Raw genomic sequence first — 20,122 nt, 5'->3', positions numbered from 1 at the left:
AGCTTCAATTGGAGCTCCACCACAGCAGCACGGGGAGCCCGACGACGATGGCCGCCGTCACCAGGTAGTAGTGCGACGGGAAGTCGTAGATGGTCGGGGGTGCCCCTTCGGGCACGACCGGCGGCGCCGCGGGGGCGCCGAAGGGCTGGGGAATCCGCTCGGACAGCCGGTCCTTGAAGGCGCGAATCCGCTCGGGCTGGCCCACGAGGCGCCCGGTGAATCCTGCGGCGAGACAGAAGCGGAGCATCTCGAACACGATGGGCGGCGTGTCCTGCCGGCGCAACTTCTCTTCCACGAAGTCGTAGAAGAGGTCTCCGCCCGCATCCACCTGGAAGAGGTTCTGCTGGAGCAGCGGCCACATCGGCTGCTCCGCGTCCGCCAGCCGGCGAAGAACCTGCTCGTCGATGAAGTAGGCGAAGGGCCGGATGACGTCCTCGACTTCATCGGGACGCAGCGACTCACCGAAGGCGGCGCGGAGCAGCTCCAGCTCCACCAGGAGCTGCTGCTCCAGGTGGCTCAGCGCTTCCATCCCCACCCGCACCTGCGCCCGTCGTGCCCCTGGCGCGGGCTCAGCGGGCAGGATCCGGTCGAACAGCGCGCGCACGCGTCGCTGTGTCGCCAGGATGGAATGCCAGAGCTCCAGTTTCATGAATGACCTACGGCAGAGGAAGCGGGCCCAGCCCCGCCACCGAGGCCCTCAGCTCGACCGTTGCCTCGTTGTTCCAAGCATCCAGCAGGTCCCTGACCTGCTCAAGAAAGCAGACAACAACGGGCTCATAGCCGGCGTCGAACGGCTCCATCACCACCTCGTAGACATGCCGGAGGCCGGTGCCCTTCAACGCGCTGTCCGGGACAACACTACACCGCAGGTCCTTCAACCACGGCAGGACCCGGCGGAACGGGCTCTCGGCGGGCGTGCCCAAGTGCCCCAGGAGCGCCACCACTTCGTCGCGCCCCAGGGTCGCCTTCGCCTTCCACGCCAGGAACTGCGTGAGCGCCTCCACGTCGTTGCGCAGCGCACTGTCCCGGTGCGGTTGGAGGCTCCCCACCGTCTGCCAGCGCAGCCCCTCGATGTGACGCCCCGGCACCGTCACCTCCACGCGTCCCGCCGCCTGCGGCGAGAACTGGGGCTGGTGCCAGAGGGCCTCCAGGACAATCTTCCGAGGCGCGGTGAAGGCCTCGGGCATGCGCACGATGAGGCTCTGCCGCGACGACAGGTCATCGTCGAAGGTCTCATCCACCTCGTAGCTGGGGCCCCGGCCCGGCAGGAAGGCGGGCCGCAGCGGGGACAGGCCCGACTTGGTCATCTCGAAGACGCCCGTCACCGAGTGCAGGCTGAACTCGCGCCCGGCGCTCATGCTCAAGATGGGGTGCTCGGCGCGCGTCCCGTCCGCGACGATGACCTGCGCGGGCTCGGCCTTGAGGTTGACCAGCGGCACGGTGAAGAGCTGGAAGAAGTCCGGATGCAGCGACCGGCCCACCGTCCAGTCCTTGTCCAGGTCCAGGCACAGGCTGAAGCGCTGCCACGAGTTGTTGCGCGGCGGCGGCACCTTCACGTGCAGGAAGAGCTGGCGCTCGGGGAACTGGAAGAAGGCGCGCAGGCGCTGGAAGGGGTGCGCGTAGAGCGCGCTGTCGTCCGGCGCGGGCGGGTCGCGGTTGAACGACACCTCGCACGGGCTCCCCGCGGAGTGCTCATCCGCCTCTTCGTCATAGACGACGCTCACCTGCTGCACGTGGCGGCGCAGGGCATGAAACACCGCGAGCGACGAGCGGTAGTCGTCCAGGTGGCGCACGTGCAGGCTGAGCACGTCGATGGCGTCCTTGCGCGCGAACCGCGACTCGAAGCGCAGGATGAGCCGATGGCCGCTCCTCACCTGCGGCACGACGTCCGTCTGCTTGAGGAAGATGGGCAGCACGCGCAGGTCGCGCTGGAGTCGGAAGGAGCCCGACACACCCTCCGCCGGCGTCAGCCGCAGCTCCGTGCCGCGCGTGAGCACCACCGGCTCCACCATCTTCTCGGTGGGCACCGCCTGGGCCATGGCCGCCGCGGGCACGGGCTCCAAGAGGAAGTCGAAGAAGCCGGCGAACAGGCGCCGCCACGTGGAGCGCAGGTTCATCAGCGTGGCGTGCCGCGTCTGCACGGAGAAGAACGCCATCGCCTCGATGAGGCGCCGCACGTCCGGGTCCTCGCGATCCAACGGAGCCGCGGGATGCCGCTCCTGGAATCGCTGCCGGAAGCGCTCCAGGCCATCCAGCTCCTGGAGGAAGTCGAGGTAGATACGCTCCGAGAAGTCCTTCACCGCCCGCTCCCGCCTCGCGCTCGGCTCAGCCGAGCTTCACCAACGAGCCGCCGACGCTGGTGATGGAGCCCTTCAAGTTGGCCAGGCCACTGGCCTCCAGGTCGAGCTTCCCCGTCGCCGACACCTTCGTCATCGCGCCTGACAACTCCGACTGCGCCTGTCCCGCCAGCTTCAGCGTGACGCCCTGCACCTTCGCCTCGCCGCCCGACGTCACCATCGATGCGGCCATGTTGCCCTTCATCGCCAGGTTGGACGTCGCCTCGATGTTCACGTTCGCGCTGGACGACAGCTTCGCGTCGCTCGTGGCGGTCTGCGTGAGCTTGGCGTTCGTGGTGAGCGACATGTCCTTCGTGCTCTTCACCGACAACGTGTCCTGGCTCGTCCACGCGGACGTGCTCTTGGACTTCATGGTGATGGTGTCGGTGTCCAGCGTGAAGTCCTTGCAGGTGACGACGATGCTGTCCGCCTTCTGCACGATGGTGCTGGTCTCCGACGGCCCCTTCACCTTGATGGTGATGCTCGTGCCGTCCAGGTGCATCGTCTGGGTGATCTGATCGTCCGCATTGTCGATCTGCACCGTGATGCCCTTCTCTTTGTCCAGCTCGATCTTGCAAACCAGGGTACCCATCTGACCTCGCCTTCCGAGCTGGACCCAACTTCTGGCCCTTACGCCGACTCTTCCTTCACCTGGATCAGCAGCGCGCCTTCTTTGATTTCAATCTTCTCCGTGTCCTGGTCGTGCGTGCGCTGCAGCAGGAGCACGGGCTTGTTGTCATCGTAGAAGTGGCGCATGGACGTGCCGCTCTTCGTCGTCTTGCCCACCAGGAGGTGCACGCCCTGCCCGTCCGAGGGCAGCCGCGCCCCCGCGCGCCAGTCCAGGAAGCGCTTGAGCCACGCGCGCTGGAAGTCGAGCGCGACCAGCACGCGCGCGCCCTTGTAGGCCGGGAAGTAGAAGTGGCCCGGCTGGAGGTTCGCGTTGAACGGCACCGCGACAATCTGGTTGGCGAACAGCGGCAGCTTCACCTTGTAGCTGTCCAGCGACGTCGTGCTGTCCGTGTACGCCTGCCAGGTCTCGTCCTTCGCCTCGCCCACCTCGCTGACGATGGTGCCCTCGACGAAGCGCGGATAGTGCGGCGTGACGAACGGCGGCAGCTCCTGGTTCGGCTCGTCCTTGCGCTCCAGCCGCGTGCTCAACCGCAGGGCATAGCCGCCATCCGGATTCGCGTGCTCCGCGTCGGGGCCCGCCTCGAGCGCCTCGGCGCGCAGGTGCACGCGCCGCACGCGGAACGTCTCCGAGCCCGGGACGCCCGCCGCCGCGAAGCCCGCCGTCGTCGGCAGCTTCACCAGCGTGCCCGGGGCGAACGCCACCGTGGGCAGCCGGTTCCACGTCAACTCCAGCTCCAGGCCCCGCGCCTTGAGTCGCGCCGTCTCCAGCGTCACCCGCTTCTGGACGTCGTTGTCGATGTCCGTGCGCAAGAGCACATCGTGGCGCACGCCGCTGACGGCCTGGTCCTGGGTGATGGCCTGGTTCTTCGGATGCTCCGCCGCGGCGTTGAGCACCGCCACGTCATGGCGGATGACCTCGGGGAAGACGACCTGCACGGATGACACATCCTCCGCGCGCAGCGTCAGGGGCGTGCCGGCGCTGTCCTTGGCGGCGCGGAACACGTAGCCCTGGCTGGCGTAGTCGTACGCGAGGATGCCGTTGCGCGTGTGCACGTACCAGAGCACGAAGTCGTAGAAGCTCGCCCCGCTCTCCGGCGCGAGCCCCAGGAAGATGAGCGGACAGGTGCTCCCCAGCCCCGCGCTCCAGTCATACGTCAGCGCGATGCGGTCGCCCTTGTGCGCATCCAGCACGTCCTCCAGCGTCTTCTCCGTGTAGAGAACGCAAGGGTGGTGCTGCCCCCACAAGAGGCGCGCGGCGTCGACGAAGCGCACGCCGTAGCGGCGCGTGGTGATGGGCGCGCCCTTGGCGGGCACCACGGTCTGCTCGGACAGCGTCTTGTCCACCCCGAGGCCCTTCACCTTCACCGAGGTGAACGCGGGCCGCGTCGCCGTGTCCGAGTACACGGCCTTGAGCTCGAGGGAGACCTCCACGAGGTCCGCCTTGAGGAAGTCCGCGAGCAGCGCGTCCTTCTCCTGGCCGCCATGCCCCTTCGTGTCCGCGACGTTGAACTCGACGCGGCCCGAGTGCCCCCAATCGTGGAGCTCCCACTCCAGGAGCTTCACGTCCCCGGGCGCCACCTCGTGGGCCGTGCCCCCGATGGTGAGCGTGAGCGCAATCGCCAGGCGGTCCGTGGTGACCGGCGCCATCAGACGTCCTCCTGGACTCGCACCTGGCCCGTGACGGTGTGGAAGACGATGCGCAGCCGACAGCGCTCCTCGTTGAAGACGCCGTCACAGTCGAAGTGCAGCCACAGGCCGCTGTCACGGCCGCGCAGCTTCACCTCCACATTGCCCAGCCGAGGCTCGTGCATGGCCACCTCCGAGCGGATCTCCTCCGTGAGCGCCTCCACCAGTTCGCGCGTGCCCAGCTTCTCGGTGTACCCGCCGAGCCCGAAGTCGTGCATGAAGAAGCCATAGCCGCGCTTCGTGTTCAGCACCGCTTCGATGTTCTGGATGACGTGGGCCAGGCTGTCCCGCACGGTGTGCCGGTGACCATGACCCGCGAACTTGTCCAGGAACGGTGCGCGGGCCATCGCTAGGACCTGCGCCAGAAGAGGGAGGTCTGCGCGCCCTTGAGCGCGGGCGTGACGTAGAAGGCCACCCCGTCCTCGCGCAGCGCGTGCTGCCACTCCTCACCCGAGCCGAGCACGTACCAATCAATCTCCGGCCCCAGCGCGTGCGGGAAGGACGGGAACGGCACGTGCGTGAAGGTGACGCCCTTGAGGGCCTGCCGGCGCACCAGGGGCAATCGCGAGGGGCTCGCCAGCTTCACGCCATCCAGCGGCGTGCGCGCCCCGGGCTGCGTGCGCTGCACGAGCAGGTACATCTCCGTGGCGGTGCGCACCTCGGGCGGCAGCGGCGAGCAGAGGAACTGTCCGTCCTTCACCGCGAAGGCCTTGTGCGTGGAGCGCGTGGCCTCGGGCTGGAAGCTGCGCGTGAGCAGGCGCATCCATCCGCCCAGGCTCTGCGACAGGTCCTCGTGCTGGTACACCGGCATCTGCTCGTCCGGGAGCATCTCCAGGTAGCAGCACGACTCGAAGTACACGCGGCGCAGCGAATCAAACAGGTGATACGGATGCGGATACACCTGCCGCATCATGTCCTTGCGCAGGGCTTGCAGCCGGTGCACCTCGAACAGCGCGCGCCGGGCGTTGGTGAGCCGGTCGCTGCGCAGGTACGTGTCCGAGATGTGCGTGAGCAACTGCTGCCGGACTTGATCCAACAACTCATCCAGCCCCGCCAGCAGCTTCTCCAGGAAGGGGTTCGTCCCCACCAGCATCAGGGGCGGCACCCAGTCCGCGGACGCTGTCCACGCGCCCTCCTCGTCCTGGGACACGGCCGCCAGCCCCATGGAGGCCACGGCGCCGTCGAGCACGGGCTCGGACGAGAGCTGGAGTCGGTGCAGGACACGCTGGAGCACCGGCGGATCATCCGCGTACAGGCGCACGCCCTCCGCGCTGGTCGTCTCGCGGAGCACGTGCAGGTAGACGATGAACTCGGAGCGTCCGGAGGCGTCCAACGACAACGGCGGCAGCACCGCGTTGCCAGGCACGTCCACCACCGCGCCGTTCTTCATCACCACCGTGAGGGATGAAATCGAGAGGCTGCCGGCGCTCAGCAGCGACTCATTCCACGCCAGCGCGGCCACGCCATAGGAAGGCAGGCCCGACAAGGAAGCATGGAGCCGGACCTCGGCATCCAGCGCCTCCTCCTGGGCAGTGAAGTGTTCCGGGAGGAGGGTCTGGCCTACGTGCCAGCGGACCCGTGCGAGCTTGTACCGCTGCATGACGCGATCATCCCTTTGCCAGGAGCCGGGGCGGTATGCGCGACCCGCTCCCGGCTTGGTGTATCAGGATTTCAATCGCCTAGCCGGCCGTCTCAGTGACGCCCCACTTCTTCGCCAGCTTCTTGGTCGAAGAGGTGGCCAGGTTCAGCGACTGCTCCAGGGTCTGCGGCTTGATGCCGATCTGGAACGTGTAGTTCTTGGGCGACTGGACCTCGGAGGACGGGTTGTCCGCCACGGCCATGTTCAGGTCGTCGCCGTTCTTCTCCAGCAGGCCCTTGAGCTCCGCGTCGAGGAAGTTCGACTTGAAGTACTTCTTGCCGAGCGGATCGTACTCGTACACGACGTACTTGAAGACGACCTCGATGTTGGAGAACTTGCCCAGCAGCATCTCGGCGATCTTCTGCTTGTTCGCCGTGGACACCTGGCCGGAGAAGTACATCGCGTCCGTGATGCCCGTCTCCCACAGGTAGTGGTTGAGCACCGCCACGACCTTGTCGGCAATGGCCTGCTCCGGGTTCTCCGGATCCTTGATGGTCTCCTGGTCCGCCGTCAGCGCCACGCCACCAATGGTGACGGCGGTGATGTAGCCAACCGGGGTCTGCTTGTCCTTCTTGAAGTTGAAGCCCTGATACACATCCAGATTACGGGAGAATTGAGGCATCCCTCACTCCTTGAGATGAAGGCAGGCGTACCTGCCGGAAGATCAACCGAGCCGCGACTCGAGCATCAGCTCCACATTGAGGCCTTCGAACTGGATGTGGGGCAGCACTGCCAGCTTGCAATCGTACCAGCCAAGCTCCCCGGGCCGGGGGAACACCTCGACGCTGCTCGCCTTGAACGGGAAGCGCCGCACGGTCAGGTCGTCCGGATTCGTCACCGTCGTCACGTAGCCAGACAGCCACGAGTCGAGCTGGCGCTGGATGTAATCCGCGTCCGCCGTATTACCGATGTTATCACGCATGATGCACTTCACGTAGTGCGCCAGCCGCGTGATGGAGAACGTGTACGCCAGGTTGGTGACGAGCTGCGAGTTCTCGGAGTCCTTCGGGTCCTTGAACTGCTTGGCCACCTTGGACGCCTGGGTGCTGAAGAACGTCGCGTCGCTGGAGCCCTTGCGGTACACGAGCGGGATGAAGCCGCTGCGCGCGAACTCGTACTCGCGGTAGTCCGGGATGGCGATCTCGACCGGCGCCTTGATCTCGTCCTGGCCGCGCAGGCTGAAGGTGTCCACCGGGAGGCCGGTGATGAGCCCCCCGCCCTTGGGGCCGCGGATGGACTGGCACCAACCGGAGATCTCGAACGCCTTCACCAGGTTGCGCGCCAGGAGGATGGCGGAGTTGCCCCAGAGGTACTTCTCCGAGTCACCGCGCGCCTCCTCCGTGAAGTTGAGGACGTCGCAGGGGTTCTTGTCCGGGTGCCAGGGCAGGCGCAGCACGTAGCGCGGGAAGGTCAGACCGATGTACGCGGCCTCCTCCGTGTCGCGCAGCGCGTTCCAGCGGCCGAACCGGGGATGGGCCAGCACGCCCTCCAGGTTCTTGATGGCCTCCATCTCCTCGATGGTCTCGCAGCCGAAGAACTTGTGGCTGACCGCGGAGATGAACGGACAGTGGGCGGCGTTGGCCAGCTTCGCCATGCGCTGCAGCCACGTCAGGTCCGCCGGCGTGGAGGAGAACTCATACAGGCCGACCATCGCGCCGAACGGGCGACCGCCGTACTGATCGTACTCCTGGATGTAGACCTTGTCGAAGAGCGCGCCCGCGAAGAGGTTGCTCGAGTTGTTCTCGAAGTCCTCGGCGAGCTCGTCCTTGGCCACATCGAGGATGTCGATGCCGATGTTGGCCTTGAAGTTGGTGTGCTCGACGAGGTCTTCCAGACCGCGCCACGCGGACTCCATCTTCTGGAAGGTCTCGTTGTGGAGGATCTCGTTCATCTGCGCGTCGATCATGCGATCGATGCGGCTGATGACATCCAACACCTGCCCCTTGTCGAAGCGGAGGCTGTTGTCGGGACCTCCCACCGGCTGGACGTTCTGCATCAGCGCCGCGACGCTGGAGAGGAACCGGCTCTCCAGGGTCACCGCCTGCTCGTCCACCACGGTGGAGAAGTTATTGACAATCATCGGCTCGGAGGACTGGGGCGCTTCGAGCCTGACACTGCTGAAGAGGCGATTCAGATAAGTGGTTTCGGCCATGGCTGGCTCCTCAGAAGGATGTCGGCGCTACTTAGGCGGGCGGCTTGGTGGAGGCAGCCGCGGTGGCGGTGGCCGTGGCGGCGACAGTCGCGGCCTTGGGGGTGCCGGCCGGAACGTCCTTCTTGGCGTCAGGCTTGGCATCGGCCTTCGCGTCCGCCTTGCCCTCGCCAGACGGCAGCCGCATGCTCTCGTAGCCCTTGAGCTCGCCGAGCAGCGCCTTGAGCGCGTCAGGCTTGGAGAACAGCTCATACAGCTCGCGGCGCAAGTCCTTGCGGTTGTCGATGTTGGACTGCATCTCCACGAGCAGTGTCTTCAGGAGGAGCAGTGCCTTGAGCTTCGGGACGTGTTTCACAATCTCATCCGGATGAAAGGACTTCATCCGGTCGATGGGAAGCGACACGTCCAGGTCAGACTCGACGTCCGGGTTGATGCGATTGGGCACCTGGAACTTGACGGACATTTTCATGTCCTTCATCAGCTCATCCAGGTTGCGTCCATCAATGGAACGCAGCCGGCGCGCCTCGAGGTCGTTCTTGCGATCCTCGGAAGAGCCGAGCGAGAAGTCTCCCAACACCAGCAAGCGGAGCGGCAGATTCACCGTCTCCTGTTCGCCATTGATGGTGGTGCGATACGTCAGGGTGATGCGTGATTTGGGAAGCTGGTCCTGAATGGCCACGTTGACTCCCTCACGGTGGCGGTATGCGGCCCCCCGATGCGCTTCAACCATCCCGGGAACGCACCCTGCCAATGAACTTTTCCAAAGTTAGGCGTGATCCGCAGAGGCGTCAATAAGCGGATACTCGCCATCACCGAGCATCCGCGCTACGTACCTGTGCCGTGTCTCCCGAGAACAAGAGGACTTCTTGGGTATGCTCGGGCCCCCCGACAAGCGGATCATAGCCAAGGTAGCTGGCCGCATGGAGCCGCGCGTGGCTGCTCTGATCCCTCAGCGCCATGATGATTTTGAGCGCCAACGGAGTCTCCGCGAGGCTGGGGAAGATGCGGGTGGTGAGGCGACGACGCGCCTCGACCGCCCACGGGATTCCGGTGCCAGAAGTCGACTCGTCGAGGTGGATCCGCACCTCCACGCCGCCGGTGGGAACGGTGGCGAATCCGCCCACGGCGCTGCCGTCCCCCAGCGCCACGGCGCCCAAACGGATCCCCTTGGACTCGATGCGCTGCTTGCGCGTCTCGCGCCGCACCGTCACCTCGGCCTCGGGGAACACCTTGGCGAACAGCCAGTGGAGGCTGCTGGGGCACGCGAGCCGTAACAAGCGCAGGCGATGCGCCGTGGAGCGCTCCCAGCCGGGCAAGAGCGTCTCGTCGCGGTCCGGGAACTGCCCCGCGAAGCGCGTGCGCAGCAGCAGGTGATCGAAGTAGCCGATGAAGTCGACCATCGCGTCGTGCTCCAGGCGATCCATGGCCTGAAACAAGAATGAGGGCAGCGGCGTCTGCACGCTGAGCAACCCCATGTTCACGGTGATGACGGCGCGCTTGCGCGGCTGCCGCGTGAACTCGATGGCGTGCACCAGGTGCTGCTGTCGCAGCGTGCTGCGGTGGCTGCGGAACTCGATGTCCGACTCGCCGTAGCCTTCCTTCGCGAGCAGGTCCAACAGCGCCGGGATGTCGAAGCTGCGAATTCGCTCGCTGATGCGCTCCTCGACGGTGAGCGCCCTGCCCTGCTCGCCCCGCTCCACCTCCATGGCGCTAATCCTCGTCTCCGAAGCCACCGCCGCCGCCCTGCCGCGCCTGCGCTACGAGGAAGGCGTCCAGGTCCACGCGGTAGAGCTGATCCAACGCCCGGAACGCGAGGGACTCGGTGTTGTGCAACAAGGGCTCGATGGAGTCCGCGTTCTGGCTCAGCCCGGTGAAGAAGCCGGAGAAGAGCAGCGGCAAGTACACCCGCGGATCAAACCGCTCGATGACAGCCAGCACGTCCACCGCGACGACGCTGGCCTTCACGAAGTCCTGGCTCGCGATCAACGCCTCGAAGGCGGACAGCTTGCGGATCAACTGAGCGAGCGGCGGAGAGATGGGCAGCACCGGTCCGGACGGCGCCTTGGGCTCCGCGCGCGCCGTCGCGCCCTTCGCCTCGCTCGCGGACGGCGCCTCTGCCTCTTCCTCCTCTTCGTCTTCCTCCACCGGCGGGACGACCGAGACCGGCTCGGGCAGCGCCTGGAGGTGCGCGCGCAAACCATTGAGGAGCGTGCGGAACGACTCCATGGCCCCGCTGCGCGGCATGGCGCCGAAGGCGGACATCACCGGCTCCGCCAGCCCCAGGGCCTCTTGCAGCGGGGGCCGGTTGTCGCCGGAGGTCCACGCCTGCCACTGCGCGTCCTTCAGGCGCGCATGGTGCTCCATGAGCTTGCTCATCAGCCTGAACATCCAGCGCAGGCCGTTGTCCATGAACAGCGCCTTCTTGGCCGTGGGGCCGAAGGCCTCCCAGTTCTCCGTCAACGTCAGGGAGAGGGAGCGGAAGAGCACGGGCAGCGCGTGCATGCCGCGCGCGACGAAGCCTCCGAAGAGGTACGGGCAGACGAGCCGGACATCGCGGAGGTCCTGGCGCAGCAGCGCCTCGGCGGACCGCGCGGCGTCCAGGTACGCGCCCTTGGCCACCCAGGTGGTGATGGCCTCCAGGCGAGGATCCGCGCCCTCCTCCGTGGAGAGGTCCACCGGGGCACCGGTGATGGGGCGATCCAACAGGGTGATGTCCAGCACCTCCAGGACCGCGGCCGCGTCACCCATCCATCACCACGAACTGCCCAGGGGTGACCACCTGGATGACGCCCCCGTAGCTGCACATGAGCTTCGAGTTGCTCTCGAGCGCCGGCATGTTGCCGATGAGCGCCTTGGGACAACCGGGCGCCCAGGGGGCCGCGGTGGCGGGGATGCACGGCATGGGGGTCAGCACGCCCAGCGCCGCGGCGGTGGCCGCGGCCACCATCGGGTTCGCCATGGATGAGCACATGCCGAAGGGCAGGATGTTCATCATCGGCTTGCTGTCCATGATGTTCGCCGCCGGGGTGGGCGCCATCACCCGATTCACCGGCAGCACCATCAGCGACGAGGGCGCGACCCCGAAACTGCATTGGAGCATCGCGCCCATCACGACCTGGACACCCATGGTCCCGTCCTTTTCATTTCACTGCGGGGCCCGCATCTTCACCCGGACGGCTCGCGCTTTCCAACAAGCGTCCACGGATGGTCACCAACGCCTGGAACGACGGATCCGACGCCTTGCGGTGGAGCGCCCCCGTGAAGAACTGGGACGCGCACCAGGCGTCATCCACCACGCCCTTCTTCCGGCGAGGAAACAGCGGATACAACACGACGCGATCCGGCAGGAACTCCACCCCCAGTTGGTGCTCGATGCGCCGGCGGATCTCCTGCTCCGCGCTCGCGGAGGGCGCCAGGGCGCCCGTGAAGCCCAGCAGCACGAAGCGCGGCTGACTGGCGACGCCGCTCGTCGGCACGGCCACGATGGACGTCCCCACCAGCGAGGGCAGCCCTTCGAGCGCGGCGGTGACCTCCGCCGTCGGATAGACGCGGCCATCCCGGCGCGGCCCCAGCGTCCCACCGTAGTGGTAGCGCTCGCGGATCCGCGCGAGGACGACGTGGCTGGGCGGGCGCTTCTTGTCCGGCAGCGGCGTGTAGAGGCCCACGTCCGACGCCGACGCCTGTCCGCTCTGGTTCGCGTCGCGCAGCGCCCACCGCCGGCCCGGCGCGGGGAGCACGTCCGTTTGCGGCTCCCCGGCCCACCGTGGGGACAGGAGCACCGCGCCGCCCAGGGTCGGATCCATCAGGGCACTGGCGCACGGCGTGGAGCCGAGGGCCGCCTGTTTGAGCCACGCGCGCCAGGACTGGGCGTCGAGGGGCTCCTCGGGATTGCGGAACCAGTGCGACACGTTTCGCAGCGCTCCGACCCGCGTGCGGGTGAGCAGCTCGCGGAGCGCGTTGGAGACGCCCAGCGCGCGCAGGGGCTGCTCCAACAGGGGGGCGGCGTTGCGCTCCAGCTCGGCCAGTTCAATGTGGACGAAGGTCGCGCCGCGCAGGAGCGTGGCGAAGAGCATCGCCGGCAGTCCCTGGAGCAGCGAGAAGCCCGGCGCCGCCAGTTGATCTCCCGGCCCGAGGCCGAAGGTGATCATCCCGTCCACCAGCGCGCCTCGCCACGCGTCGTCCGCGGACAGCGGCACTGGCACATGCGACGGCTCCGCCAGGGGTGAGAACACGAGCCCCACCGGATCCGCTGGTTTGTAGCTGTGCGACGAGAAGCCCGGCGAGGCGCCAGTCCGGACGCGCAGCAGCGCCTTCTCGAAGCCCTTGAGCAACGGCAACTGGTGCGGCTCGGCGGCCACGTGCTCGGGCGCGAGCGCCTCCAGGCGGCGCGACACGAAGCGCGGCCCCAGCGGTGGCAGCAGTGAAACACAGACGCCCAGCCGCACGCCCGCCATCAAGGAGATGAGCAGCTCGGAGCCCATCCCATAGAGGAGGCACACCTTCGCGCCCGCCTTGACGCCCTGCTCCGCCCACTCTCCCGCGCGGCGCGCCGCCTGATCATGCAGCGCGCGGTAGCTCAGCGTCTGCCACCCCTGGAGTCGCTCGAAGCATCGAAGCGCGGGGCGCTCCTGGGCCACGTGGCGCACCACCAGGTCGTGGAAGAAGTCGTACTGCTGACCCGGGCGACTCTTCGGGGGAGGGGCGCCGCGTCCCGCGTGCGCGTCGGCGAGGGCGGTGGCGAAGCCGTCGGGATCCGTCCAGCTGTCGCGCCACCACTCGGGGATTCCCGCGTCGGGCGCGGTCCCCGCCTCCACCTGCTTGAGGATGTCCTTCACGTCGAAAGGCATGGCGCGACGGGACTCTAGCGCGACGGAAAGTCGAAGCCGACTCGAACCATGAAGCGGACCTTGGAGCGCTCCATCGCGGTCGAGGAATCGGGCCCTGCCACCGGGGCGGGGCGACCCTCCGTGCGGCGCTGCGCCGCCTGCACGGCGGTCCCTCGCAACGAGGGGCCCTGCCCGGCCTGACGCACCAGCGCGGGCCGCGATTGGAGCGGCGGAACGCGCTCCTCCACGTCTCGGCCATACAGCCACGCGCCACACCGCCACAGCACGTCGTGCCGCCGGGTAAGCAGCGTCCAGAACCTGTCGCGGATCCGCGTGGCCTCGATGAGCAAGGGCGTGGCCTCGCGGTCGCGCGGATCCGCCGGGGCCGCCAGCAGCGCGCCGAGCTGCTCCGCCACCAGCTCCGCCTCCCCTACGTCCGCGGGTGTCACCGGCGAGCGCCCCGCGAACCTCTCCTCGTTGCGGCGCATCAAGCGGGCCAGCGTGGCGCAGTCTCGCACCACGTCGCGGCGCCCCTCGTCTTGGGCCGCCTCCAGCTCCGCGCGAGCCAGGAGCCCCGCCTCCGCGAGGGCATCCGCCGCCTTGAGCAGCTGGCGACGCAGCTGCACCGCCCGCTCGTAGAGCGGCCCGAACGCACCGGCGGGAAGATCGCGCTGGGCCTGGAGCACCGCGAAGGCGAGCCCCTTCGCAAGCTCGGGCAGCTCGCGGAGCAGCTCCACTTGGACGCCAGGGAGGGTTGCCACCTCGGCCTCGCGAAGGAGCACCGCGTCCACGCCCTGTTTCGCGTTCTGGTAGGCGAGCGCGATGTTGGCGCGGCACTCCTCGACGACGCCGTCCTCCAGCGCGCGTGCGGGTGCCAGGAAGCGCTCGTAGGCGGCCTGGGAGCTGATGACTTCCAGCTCGGCCACAGCCTCGCGAGCGAGTCCCGCTGTCACTGGTGACGGGCCGCCCGGGTACCCAGCCATTCCGCCAGCCTAGCGGGCGAGCCCGGCGCCCACAACTTGCCGGCCCCCACCCGGCCGCGATTCTTCCTCGTTGAAGGCCGCCGCGGCCTCTGAAAGAGAGGGGCCATGAAGCAGCCTCAGACGATCGCGACCGCGCTCACCATCGCTGGCTCGGACAGCGGAGGCGGCGCCGGAATCCAGGCCGACCTCAGCACCTTCGCCTTCCATCGCGTGCACGGGACCTGCGCCCTCACCGCCGTCACCGCGCAGAACACACTCGGGGTCACCCGCGTGGACGTACTCCCCGCCGCGTCGGTCTCCGCGCAGCTCGACGCCGTGACCTCCGATGTCGGGGCGGGCGCCGTGAAGACAGGCATGCTCGTCAACCGGGAGATCATCACCGGGGTCGCCGAGCGCTTGCGCGCCTGGGGACTCGGAACGGTGGTGGTGGATCCGGTCATGGTCTCCCGCGCGGGGTCACGCCTCATCGATGACGAGGCGGTCGGCGCGCTGAAGGAACTGCTCCTGCCCCTGGCCGCCGTCGTCACGCCCAACCGCCACGAAGCCCAGCTCCTCGCGGGCATGGAACTCCACACGCTGGAGGACATGCAGGAGGCGGCCCGGCGCATCCATCGACTCGGCTCGCGGGCGGTGCTCGTCAAGGGCGGAGGCATGACGGGCCCGCTGCGCGGCACCGATGTCTGGTTTGACGGCGCGAGAATGGAGACGCTGCACCTGCGCTCGGTGGAGACACGCAACACGCACGGCACGGGCTGCACCCTGTCCGCCGCGCTGGCCGCGAACCTCGCGCTGGGACACGAGCTGCTGGAGGCCACGCGTCGCGCCAAGGCGTATGTCACGACGGCCCTGGAGCACCCGCTCGCCCTGGGACGGGGCCCCGGCCCATTCAGTCACTTCTTCGCCCTGGATGACTGAGCCAGCTCAGGTCCCTCGGTACGTCGAGTAACCGAAGGGGCTCAGCAGCAGCGGCACGTGGTAGTGCTCGTCCGCCGCGGTGACCTCGAACACCACCGTCACCGAGGGATAGAAGCCTCGGATGCCTTGCGCACGAAAGTACGTGCCGGTGTCGAACGTGAGCCGGTACGTGCCCGGCTCCAAGCGCCCGCCCGAGGGAAGCAATTCCCGCACGCGTCCATCGGAATCGGTGACGCCGCGCGACAACGAGGCCCAAGTGCCCGCCTGGCCCTGGGCCTCCAATGACAATGGGAGGCCCGAGGCCGCGCGTCCCCGCTGCGTATCCAGAACGTGGGTGGACAGAGTGCTCATGGGTTCAGGAGCTTCTCCAAACGAAGGCGGGTGATCTTCGCCTGCTCCGCCGCCGCGATGCGCAGCTCGTCATCCGGCGCGTGGTCCAATCGCTCGCGCAGCGTCGCCAGCATCTCCTCGGCGCCCTTCCCCGAGGCGCACACGAGGAAGATGAAGCCAAAGCGGCGCTCGTATTCGCGGTTGCCCTCGGCCAGTCCCGCCAACACAACCTCGGACGCGCCGCCTACGCCAGCCTGCTCGCGCGAGGTCCAGGTCGCGGTGGACGCGAAGCGCTGGCGCAGCGCGGCGCCGTCCCCGATGCGAGGGTGATGCTGGAAGGCTTCGTGCCAGTCATCGGGGCCCGTCTGCTCCCAGAGCCACTGGGCCTCGCCGTAGAGATGGCTCGCATCCCGAAACGGTCGGGCGCGCACCATCGCGTCCGCCCAGCGCGAGGAGCCGCAGCAGCGCAGCATCTCGGCGCGGGCCTCGGCCACGGGCAACGTGTTGAGCCGGTGGAGCGGACTCATGCGGGCCGCCCGTGCACGCGCAGACGGCTGATGCCTCCGTCCGGAAAGATGTTGAGTCGCACGTGGGTGAAGGGACCCTTCGCCTGGAGCTCGGACGCGAAGAAGTGTCGATGGTCTGCCTGGAGCTTCGTGCGCGCCAGCAGCTCGGTCCAAACGATGTCTCGCGCGTTGGCGAAGTCCACCACCGGCTCGCGCAGGTAGCAGCCCTCCAGCGAGCACATGTCTGGGAAGTTGCCCTTGTAGTGCGCCGTGTCCACCTCGACGCGCTCCACCGTGCCCGGGGTCGTCAGCTTCACGATGATCCAATCGAAGCCCGGCACGCGCTTGCGCCGCGTCTCCCAGCCCTCGCCCATGTGAGCCGCGCGCCCCGGGAGGATGAGATTGTCCCGCGGCCCGAAGAACGCGTCGTTGCACGCCACCACCACGCCCCCGTTCTCCAGCGCGGCCAGGTCCACGGGCTCCCCTCCCTGAGTCAGCCGAGAGAGCTCCGGTCGCACCTCACCGTGCACGCGCAAGCGCGCCACCCCGCCATCCGGAAAGATGTTGAGCCGCAGGTGCGTCCAGCGCTGCTCGCTCGCGATGAAGAAGAGGTTGCGCGACCCGCCTTGAAGCCGGAGCTGCGGCATGAGCGGCGTCCATCGCGCGGACGTGAGCGCGTCGGGTTCGGGCGAGCCCATCACCTCCACGCCCTCCAGCGACGCGTACTCGGGGAAGTTGCCCAGGAAATGGTTCGTGTCGATGTCCACGCCGCGCACGACACCGGGCAACCCGAGCTGAACGATGCACCAATCATGGCCGGGCGAGCGCCGACGGCGCGTCTCCCAGCCATCCATCCACTTGCCCCGCTCCGTGTAGCGGTCCGCGATGAAGACGCCCCGACCGGGCCGGAGCAGGTTCTCCTTGGGCGCGAAGAACTCGTCGTTGGCGATGACCGCGCGGCCTCCTACCTTCTCCGCGGCCAGGTCCGGCCAGTCCGTGAAGGCAACGCGCAGCTTCCCATCCTCGTCGGCGTGCATGGTGTGTCCTCTCCGGTGACTCAAGCAGCGACGCGCGACGCCACGGGGCGCCGCACCCAACGTCCGAGCGGTGCGGCCAACGGGCGGCCGTGCTCGTAGATCTTCATCCCGCGCAGGAAGGTCAGCTCCACCACGCCCGTCAGCGCGTGCCCCGCGTAAGGCGTGAGGGGATGGCGATGGAGCAGCTTCGCGGGCTCCACCGTGAAGGGGGCGTCGGGATCGAACACGACGAAGTCCGCGTCCGCGCCCACCCGCAGCGCTCCCTTCACGCCCGCCAGCCCCACGAGACGCGCGGGCGTCTCGCACATCCAGCGCGCCACGTCCTCCAGGGTAAACCCTCGCCGACGCGCCTCGGTCCACACCACCGGCAGGCTCAGCTGCAACGACGCAATCCCTCCCCACGCCGCGCCAAAGTCGCCATGCTCCAGGTGCTTGAGGCCCGGAGTACAGGGCGAGTGGTCCGAGACGACCTGATCAATGTCACCCTGGCGGAGCGCCTCCCACAACCGCTCGCGGTTGCGCGCCTCACGGATGGGCGGCGCGCACTTGAGGAACGTGGCGCCATCCGGAATCGTCTCCGCCGCGAACGACAGATAGTGCGGACACGTCTCCACCGTCACCGGCACCCCCGCGTCACGCGCCTCACGCAGCAGCGGCAGCGCGCTCGCGGACGACAGGTGGACGATGTGGACACGACAGCCATGTTGGCGCGCCAACGCCACCATCCACTGGATGGCATCGTCCTCCCAGCGCGCGGGCCGCGACGCCAGATAGCGCGAGTAGGCGCGGACATCGCCCCCCACGGCTTCGACTGGGGACTCCAGCTCCGCGTGGACGAGCAGCGGAATCCCCCTCCGAGCCAGCACCGGCATGGCCTCCGCGAGCACTTCGCGGGTCGCGGCGGGGAACTCCTCCACTCCCGAGGGACACAGGAAACACTTGAACCCGGGAACCCCCGCCGCGATGAGCCCTTCCAGTTCGGCGGCGTTGCCTGGGATGACTCCGCCCCAGAAGCCGTGGTCCACGTGGCAGCGCCCCTCGGCCGCGCGAGCCTTGAGCAGGAGCGCATCCAACGTGGTGGTGGGCGGCAATGAGTTGAGCGGCATGTCCACCAGCGTGGTGATGCCTCCGGCCGCCGCCGCGCGCGTGGCCGTCTCGAATCCCTCCCACTCCGTGCGCCCCGGCTCGTTGATGTGTGCATGGCAGTCCACCACGCCAGGCATCACCACCAACTCCCCCACATCCGTGACAGGCAAACCCGTGGGCACGTCTGAGTACGCGCTCACCGCGGCCACCCTCCCCGCCTGGACCACCACCGCCGCCGCGCGCAGTCCGCCGTCCACGAGGACGCGTTGGCTGCGCAGCACGAAATCTCCCGCGCTCATGGCTCGAATTCCCTCTCCGCGTAGCACTCCAGGGACCGAAAGAAGACATCCCTGTCATCCAGATAGAGCTGTCGCGTCACCCCCGCGACGAGCCGAGGAAGGCTGTACTTCATGCCCGAAATGCTCGCCCCGCCCAGCCCCAGGGAGAGCAGACAGCCAAAGGTATAATTGAAAACCGCGGCGACGTGCGGCGCCCGGCCCGGCACCTTCTCCTGAAACTCGAAGTGGGCGCTCAGGTAGGGATGCCGCGACAGGTCCGCATGGGCCAGCTCGGGCGGCGGCTGGAAGCGATCTCTCCACAGCGCGATGTCTGGGTGAAGCAAGGCCAGCTCGGGGCGCAGCGAGAGGTCCGTCACCGTGCCACTGCCGAGGATGAGCCGATCGAAAAGATAGACACCCTGCGGCGTGGTGACCCGCGCCCTCCCCTCCACGGCCTCCACCGAGAGCCAGGGCGAACCCGGGTGCAGATGGAATTGAGGGAACCCGACCGCGCGTCGGTAGGTGTCCGCGGGGGGCAGCTGCCCCATCTCCAGGATGCGACGAATGAAGCGCCAGCGGTCCACGTCCGGCAGCTCCGCATGGTGTTTGAGAAAGCCGACGAACTCCGCCCAACGATAGGCATTGACGGTAGGCAGCTCACGGCGACGGAAGAACAGCCGCACCTCCGCAGCGCCGTGCTCCAGCGCCAGTGAGGCATTGTCGAACGCCGAGGCCCCCGCCCCCAGCACCCCCACGCTCCGGCCCCGCATGGACTCGAAGTCGATGGGCTCGCAGGTGTGCACGTAGAGGGCCCGAGGCACGCACGCCAGCTCTGCGGGCACCTCCCACCGCCCGGACCCATCGATGCCTGTGGCCAGCACCACCTTGCGCGCATGGATCACGCCCGCGGAGGCGCCCCCCGCTTCCTCCAGGGGGACGCGGAAGCAGCCCTCGTCCGCGCACCACTCCACCGGGCCCGCGCGCGTCTGGCTGCGCACGGGGATGCCCAGCACGCGGCGGTACCAGCCGAGGTAATCCGCCCACTGCTCCTTGGGGATTCGCCCCAGGGAAGTCCAGGCCCCCGCGCCGTGCTGGGCCTCGAACCACGACTGGAACAAGAGGTGCGGCAGACCATGGTCCGGGCCCGTGAGGTGCTTGGGTGTACGCAAGGTCCGCATGCGGGCGAAGGTCTTCCACGGCCCCGCCAGGTCCGGCGCCCCGTCATCCACCACGAGCAGGTTCGTCACCCGCTCCCGCATCAGCCCGAACGCAGCGGTGAGTCCGCTCTGTCCCCCGCCAATGATTAGCACATCCAGTACCGGCAACCCCGCGCGCGTCTGGCGCGGAGGAACCCACGAGCGCCCGGGATAAGCCAGGCGCTCCAGGTCCGCCTTGAGCGCCAACTCCAGCGCCGCCAACCCAATGGCCGGAGTCTCCTCGGGGCTCGGTGACAGGACGCGCATTCCCCATCGTCACGGCGCGTCGCCCACCCGGGGCATCCGACCGGAGTCGGGCCTTCATGTCAGGCAATGAACATACACACACCTGCACGCATGTCATTCCTACACCAACACCACACTCATGCAATACGGCTCTAACTTGGTATTCTCTATTTCCTAGAACATCATTGGGATATGGTGTTGACGAGTGGGTGGGGGAATCGTCCGACAATCTGAGTCCTGATTCCCGCTCCGCTCGAGCCTGCGGACCTCAAGCACGGG

The 20,122-nt window shown here is 67.9% G+C and carries 20 protein-coding genes; 1 reads left to right on the top strand and 19 read right to left on the bottom strand.

Annotated features, from left to right (window positions below):
• Positions 1-4: 4 nt before the first annotated feature.
• From KRR26_RS28040 to KRR26_RS27975, 14 genes are all read right to left on the bottom strand, one after another.
• Positions 5-649, bottom strand: coding sequence for a DotU family type IV/VI secretion system protein (locus KRR26_RS28040; RefSeq protein WP_120209801.1), 645 nt, complete (start codon positions 647-649; stop codon positions 5-7).
• A gap of 7 nt (positions 650-656) precedes the next feature.
• The gene (locus tag KRR26_RS28035) at positions 657-2,300 is read right to left on the bottom strand and encodes a type VI secretion system baseplate subunit TssF (protein WP_217081278.1); all 1,644 of its coding nucleotides are present in this window, start codon (positions 2,298-2,300) and stop codon (positions 657-659) included.
• A gap of 25 nt (positions 2,301-2,325) precedes the next feature.
• Positions 2,326-2,928, bottom strand: coding sequence for a hypothetical protein (locus tag KRR26_RS28030; RefSeq protein WP_120209803.1), 603 nt, complete (start codon positions 2,926-2,928; stop codon positions 2,326-2,328).
• A gap of 38 nt (positions 2,929-2,966) precedes the next feature.
• Positions 2,967-4,613: a hypothetical protein gene (locus KRR26_RS28025; RefSeq protein ID WP_120209804.1), complete on the bottom strand. Its 1,647-nt coding sequence runs from the start codon at positions 4,611-4,613 to the stop codon at positions 2,967-2,969.
• Positions 4,613-4,999 (bottom strand): GPW/gp25 family protein, encoded by a 387-nt coding sequence (locus KRR26_RS28020; RefSeq protein ID WP_120209805.1) that lies wholly within the window; start codon positions 4,997-4,999, stop codon positions 4,613-4,615. The genes KRR26_RS28025 and KRR26_RS28020 overlap by 1 nt, the downstream gene beginning before the upstream one ends.
• 2 nt (positions 5,000-5,001) lie before the next feature.
• Entirely contained in the window at positions 5,002-6,252 is a 1,251-nt protein-coding gene (tssK, locus tag KRR26_RS28015; RefSeq protein ID WP_120209806.1) for a type VI secretion system baseplate subunit TssK, read from the bottom strand.
• A gap of 79 nt (positions 6,253-6,331) precedes the next feature.
• A complete protein-coding gene (locus KRR26_RS28010; protein WP_120209807.1) occupies positions 6,332-6,913 on the bottom strand; it encodes a hypothetical protein in 582 nt (193 codons plus the stop codon).
• Between the two features lie 42 nt (positions 6,914-6,955).
• The gene (gene tssC, locus KRR26_RS28005) at positions 6,956-8,443 is read right to left on the bottom strand and encodes a type VI secretion system contractile sheath large subunit (RefSeq protein ID WP_120209808.1); all 1,488 of its coding nucleotides are present in this window, start codon (positions 8,441-8,443) and stop codon (positions 6,956-6,958) included.
• Positions 8,444-8,474: 31 nt separating this feature from the next.
• Positions 8,475-9,119 carry a type VI secretion system contractile sheath small subunit gene (gene tssB, locus KRR26_RS28000; RefSeq protein ID WP_233577428.1) on the bottom strand — a complete coding sequence of 215 codons (645 nt, stop codon included), beginning with the start codon at positions 9,117-9,119 and terminating at the stop codon, positions 8,475-8,477.
• 130 nt (positions 9,120-9,249) lie between these two features.
• Positions 9,250-10,146 carry a hypothetical protein gene (locus KRR26_RS27995; RefSeq protein WP_120209809.1) on the bottom strand — a complete coding sequence of 299 codons (897 nt, stop codon included), beginning with the start codon at positions 10,144-10,146 and terminating at the stop codon, positions 9,250-9,252.
• A 4-nt stretch (positions 10,147-10,150) separates the two neighbouring features.
• Positions 10,151-11,188 carry a type VI secretion system protein IglI family protein gene (locus KRR26_RS27990; protein WP_120209810.1) on the bottom strand — a complete coding sequence of 346 codons (1,038 nt, stop codon included), beginning with the start codon at positions 11,186-11,188 and terminating at the stop codon, positions 10,151-10,153.
• A complete protein-coding gene (locus tag KRR26_RS27985) occupies positions 11,181-11,567 on the bottom strand; it encodes a DUF4280 domain-containing protein (RefSeq protein ID WP_120209811.1) in 387 nt (128 codons plus the stop codon). Before KRR26_RS27985 ends, KRR26_RS27990 begins: the two co-directional genes overlap by 8 nt.
• A gap of 13 nt (positions 11,568-11,580) precedes the next feature.
• Entirely contained in the window at positions 11,581-13,287 is a 1,707-nt protein-coding gene (locus KRR26_RS27980; RefSeq protein ID WP_217081277.1) for a long-chain fatty acid--CoA ligase, read from the bottom strand.
• 14 nt (positions 13,288-13,301) lie between these two features.
• Positions 13,302-14,192: a hypothetical protein gene (locus KRR26_RS27975; RefSeq protein WP_328707226.1), complete on the bottom strand. Its 891-nt coding sequence runs from the start codon at positions 14,190-14,192 to the stop codon at positions 13,302-13,304.
• Positions 14,193-14,354: 162 nt separating this feature from the next.
• Between KRR26_RS27975 and thiD the strand changes: the two genes are divergently transcribed.
• Positions 14,355-15,164 (top strand): bifunctional hydroxymethylpyrimidine kinase/phosphomethylpyrimidine kinase, encoded by an 810-nt coding sequence (gene thiD / locus KRR26_RS27970; RefSeq protein WP_120209814.1) that lies wholly within the window; start codon positions 14,355-14,357, stop codon positions 15,162-15,164.
• 6 nt (positions 15,165-15,170) lie between these two features.
• On the opposite strand, the gene uraH is transcribed toward thiD, so the two are convergent.
• Genes uraH through KRR26_RS27945 form a run of 5 tightly spaced genes read right to left on the bottom strand, consistent with a single transcriptional unit; the run spans position 15,171 to position 19,864 of the window.
• Complete coding sequence (gene uraH, locus KRR26_RS27965) at positions 15,171-15,515, bottom strand: hydroxyisourate hydrolase (RefSeq protein ID WP_120209815.1); 345 nt, start codon at positions 15,513-15,515, stop codon at positions 15,171-15,173.
• Positions 15,512-16,021, bottom strand: a complete 510-nt coding sequence (gene uraD, locus KRR26_RS27960) for a 2-oxo-4-hydroxy-4-carboxy-5-ureidoimidazoline decarboxylase (RefSeq protein WP_120209816.1) — start codon at positions 16,019-16,021, stop codon at positions 15,512-15,514. The genes uraH and uraD overlap by 4 nt, the downstream gene beginning before the upstream one ends.
• The gene (alc, locus tag KRR26_RS27955) at positions 16,018-17,037 is read right to left on the bottom strand and encodes an allantoicase (RefSeq protein WP_217081275.1); all 1,020 of its coding nucleotides are present in this window, start codon (positions 17,035-17,037) and stop codon (positions 16,018-16,020) included. Before alc ends, uraD begins: the two co-directional genes overlap by 4 nt.
• Positions 17,038-17,057: 20 nt before the next feature.
• On the bottom strand, positions 17,058-18,422 hold the full coding sequence (allB, locus tag KRR26_RS27950; RefSeq protein ID WP_217081274.1) for an allantoinase AllB: 1,365 nt from the start codon (positions 18,420-18,422) through the stop codon (positions 17,058-17,060).
• Positions 18,419-19,864 (bottom strand): NAD(P)-binding domain-containing protein, encoded by a 1,446-nt coding sequence (locus KRR26_RS27945; RefSeq protein WP_217081273.1) that lies wholly within the window; start codon positions 19,862-19,864, stop codon positions 18,419-18,421. The genes allB and KRR26_RS27945 overlap by 4 nt, the downstream gene beginning before the upstream one ends.
• Positions 19,865-20,122: the final 258 nt, after the last annotated feature.

Origin of the sequence: Citreicoccus inhibens, assembly GCF_019039035.1 — a bacterium.
Taxonomy (GTDB): domain Bacteria; phylum Myxococcota; class Myxococcia; order Myxococcales; family Myxococcaceae; genus Citreicoccus; species Citreicoccus inhibens.
The sequence above is the reverse complement of the archived record's forward strand: the minus strand, read 5'-3'. Positions and strand labels throughout refer to the sequence as shown.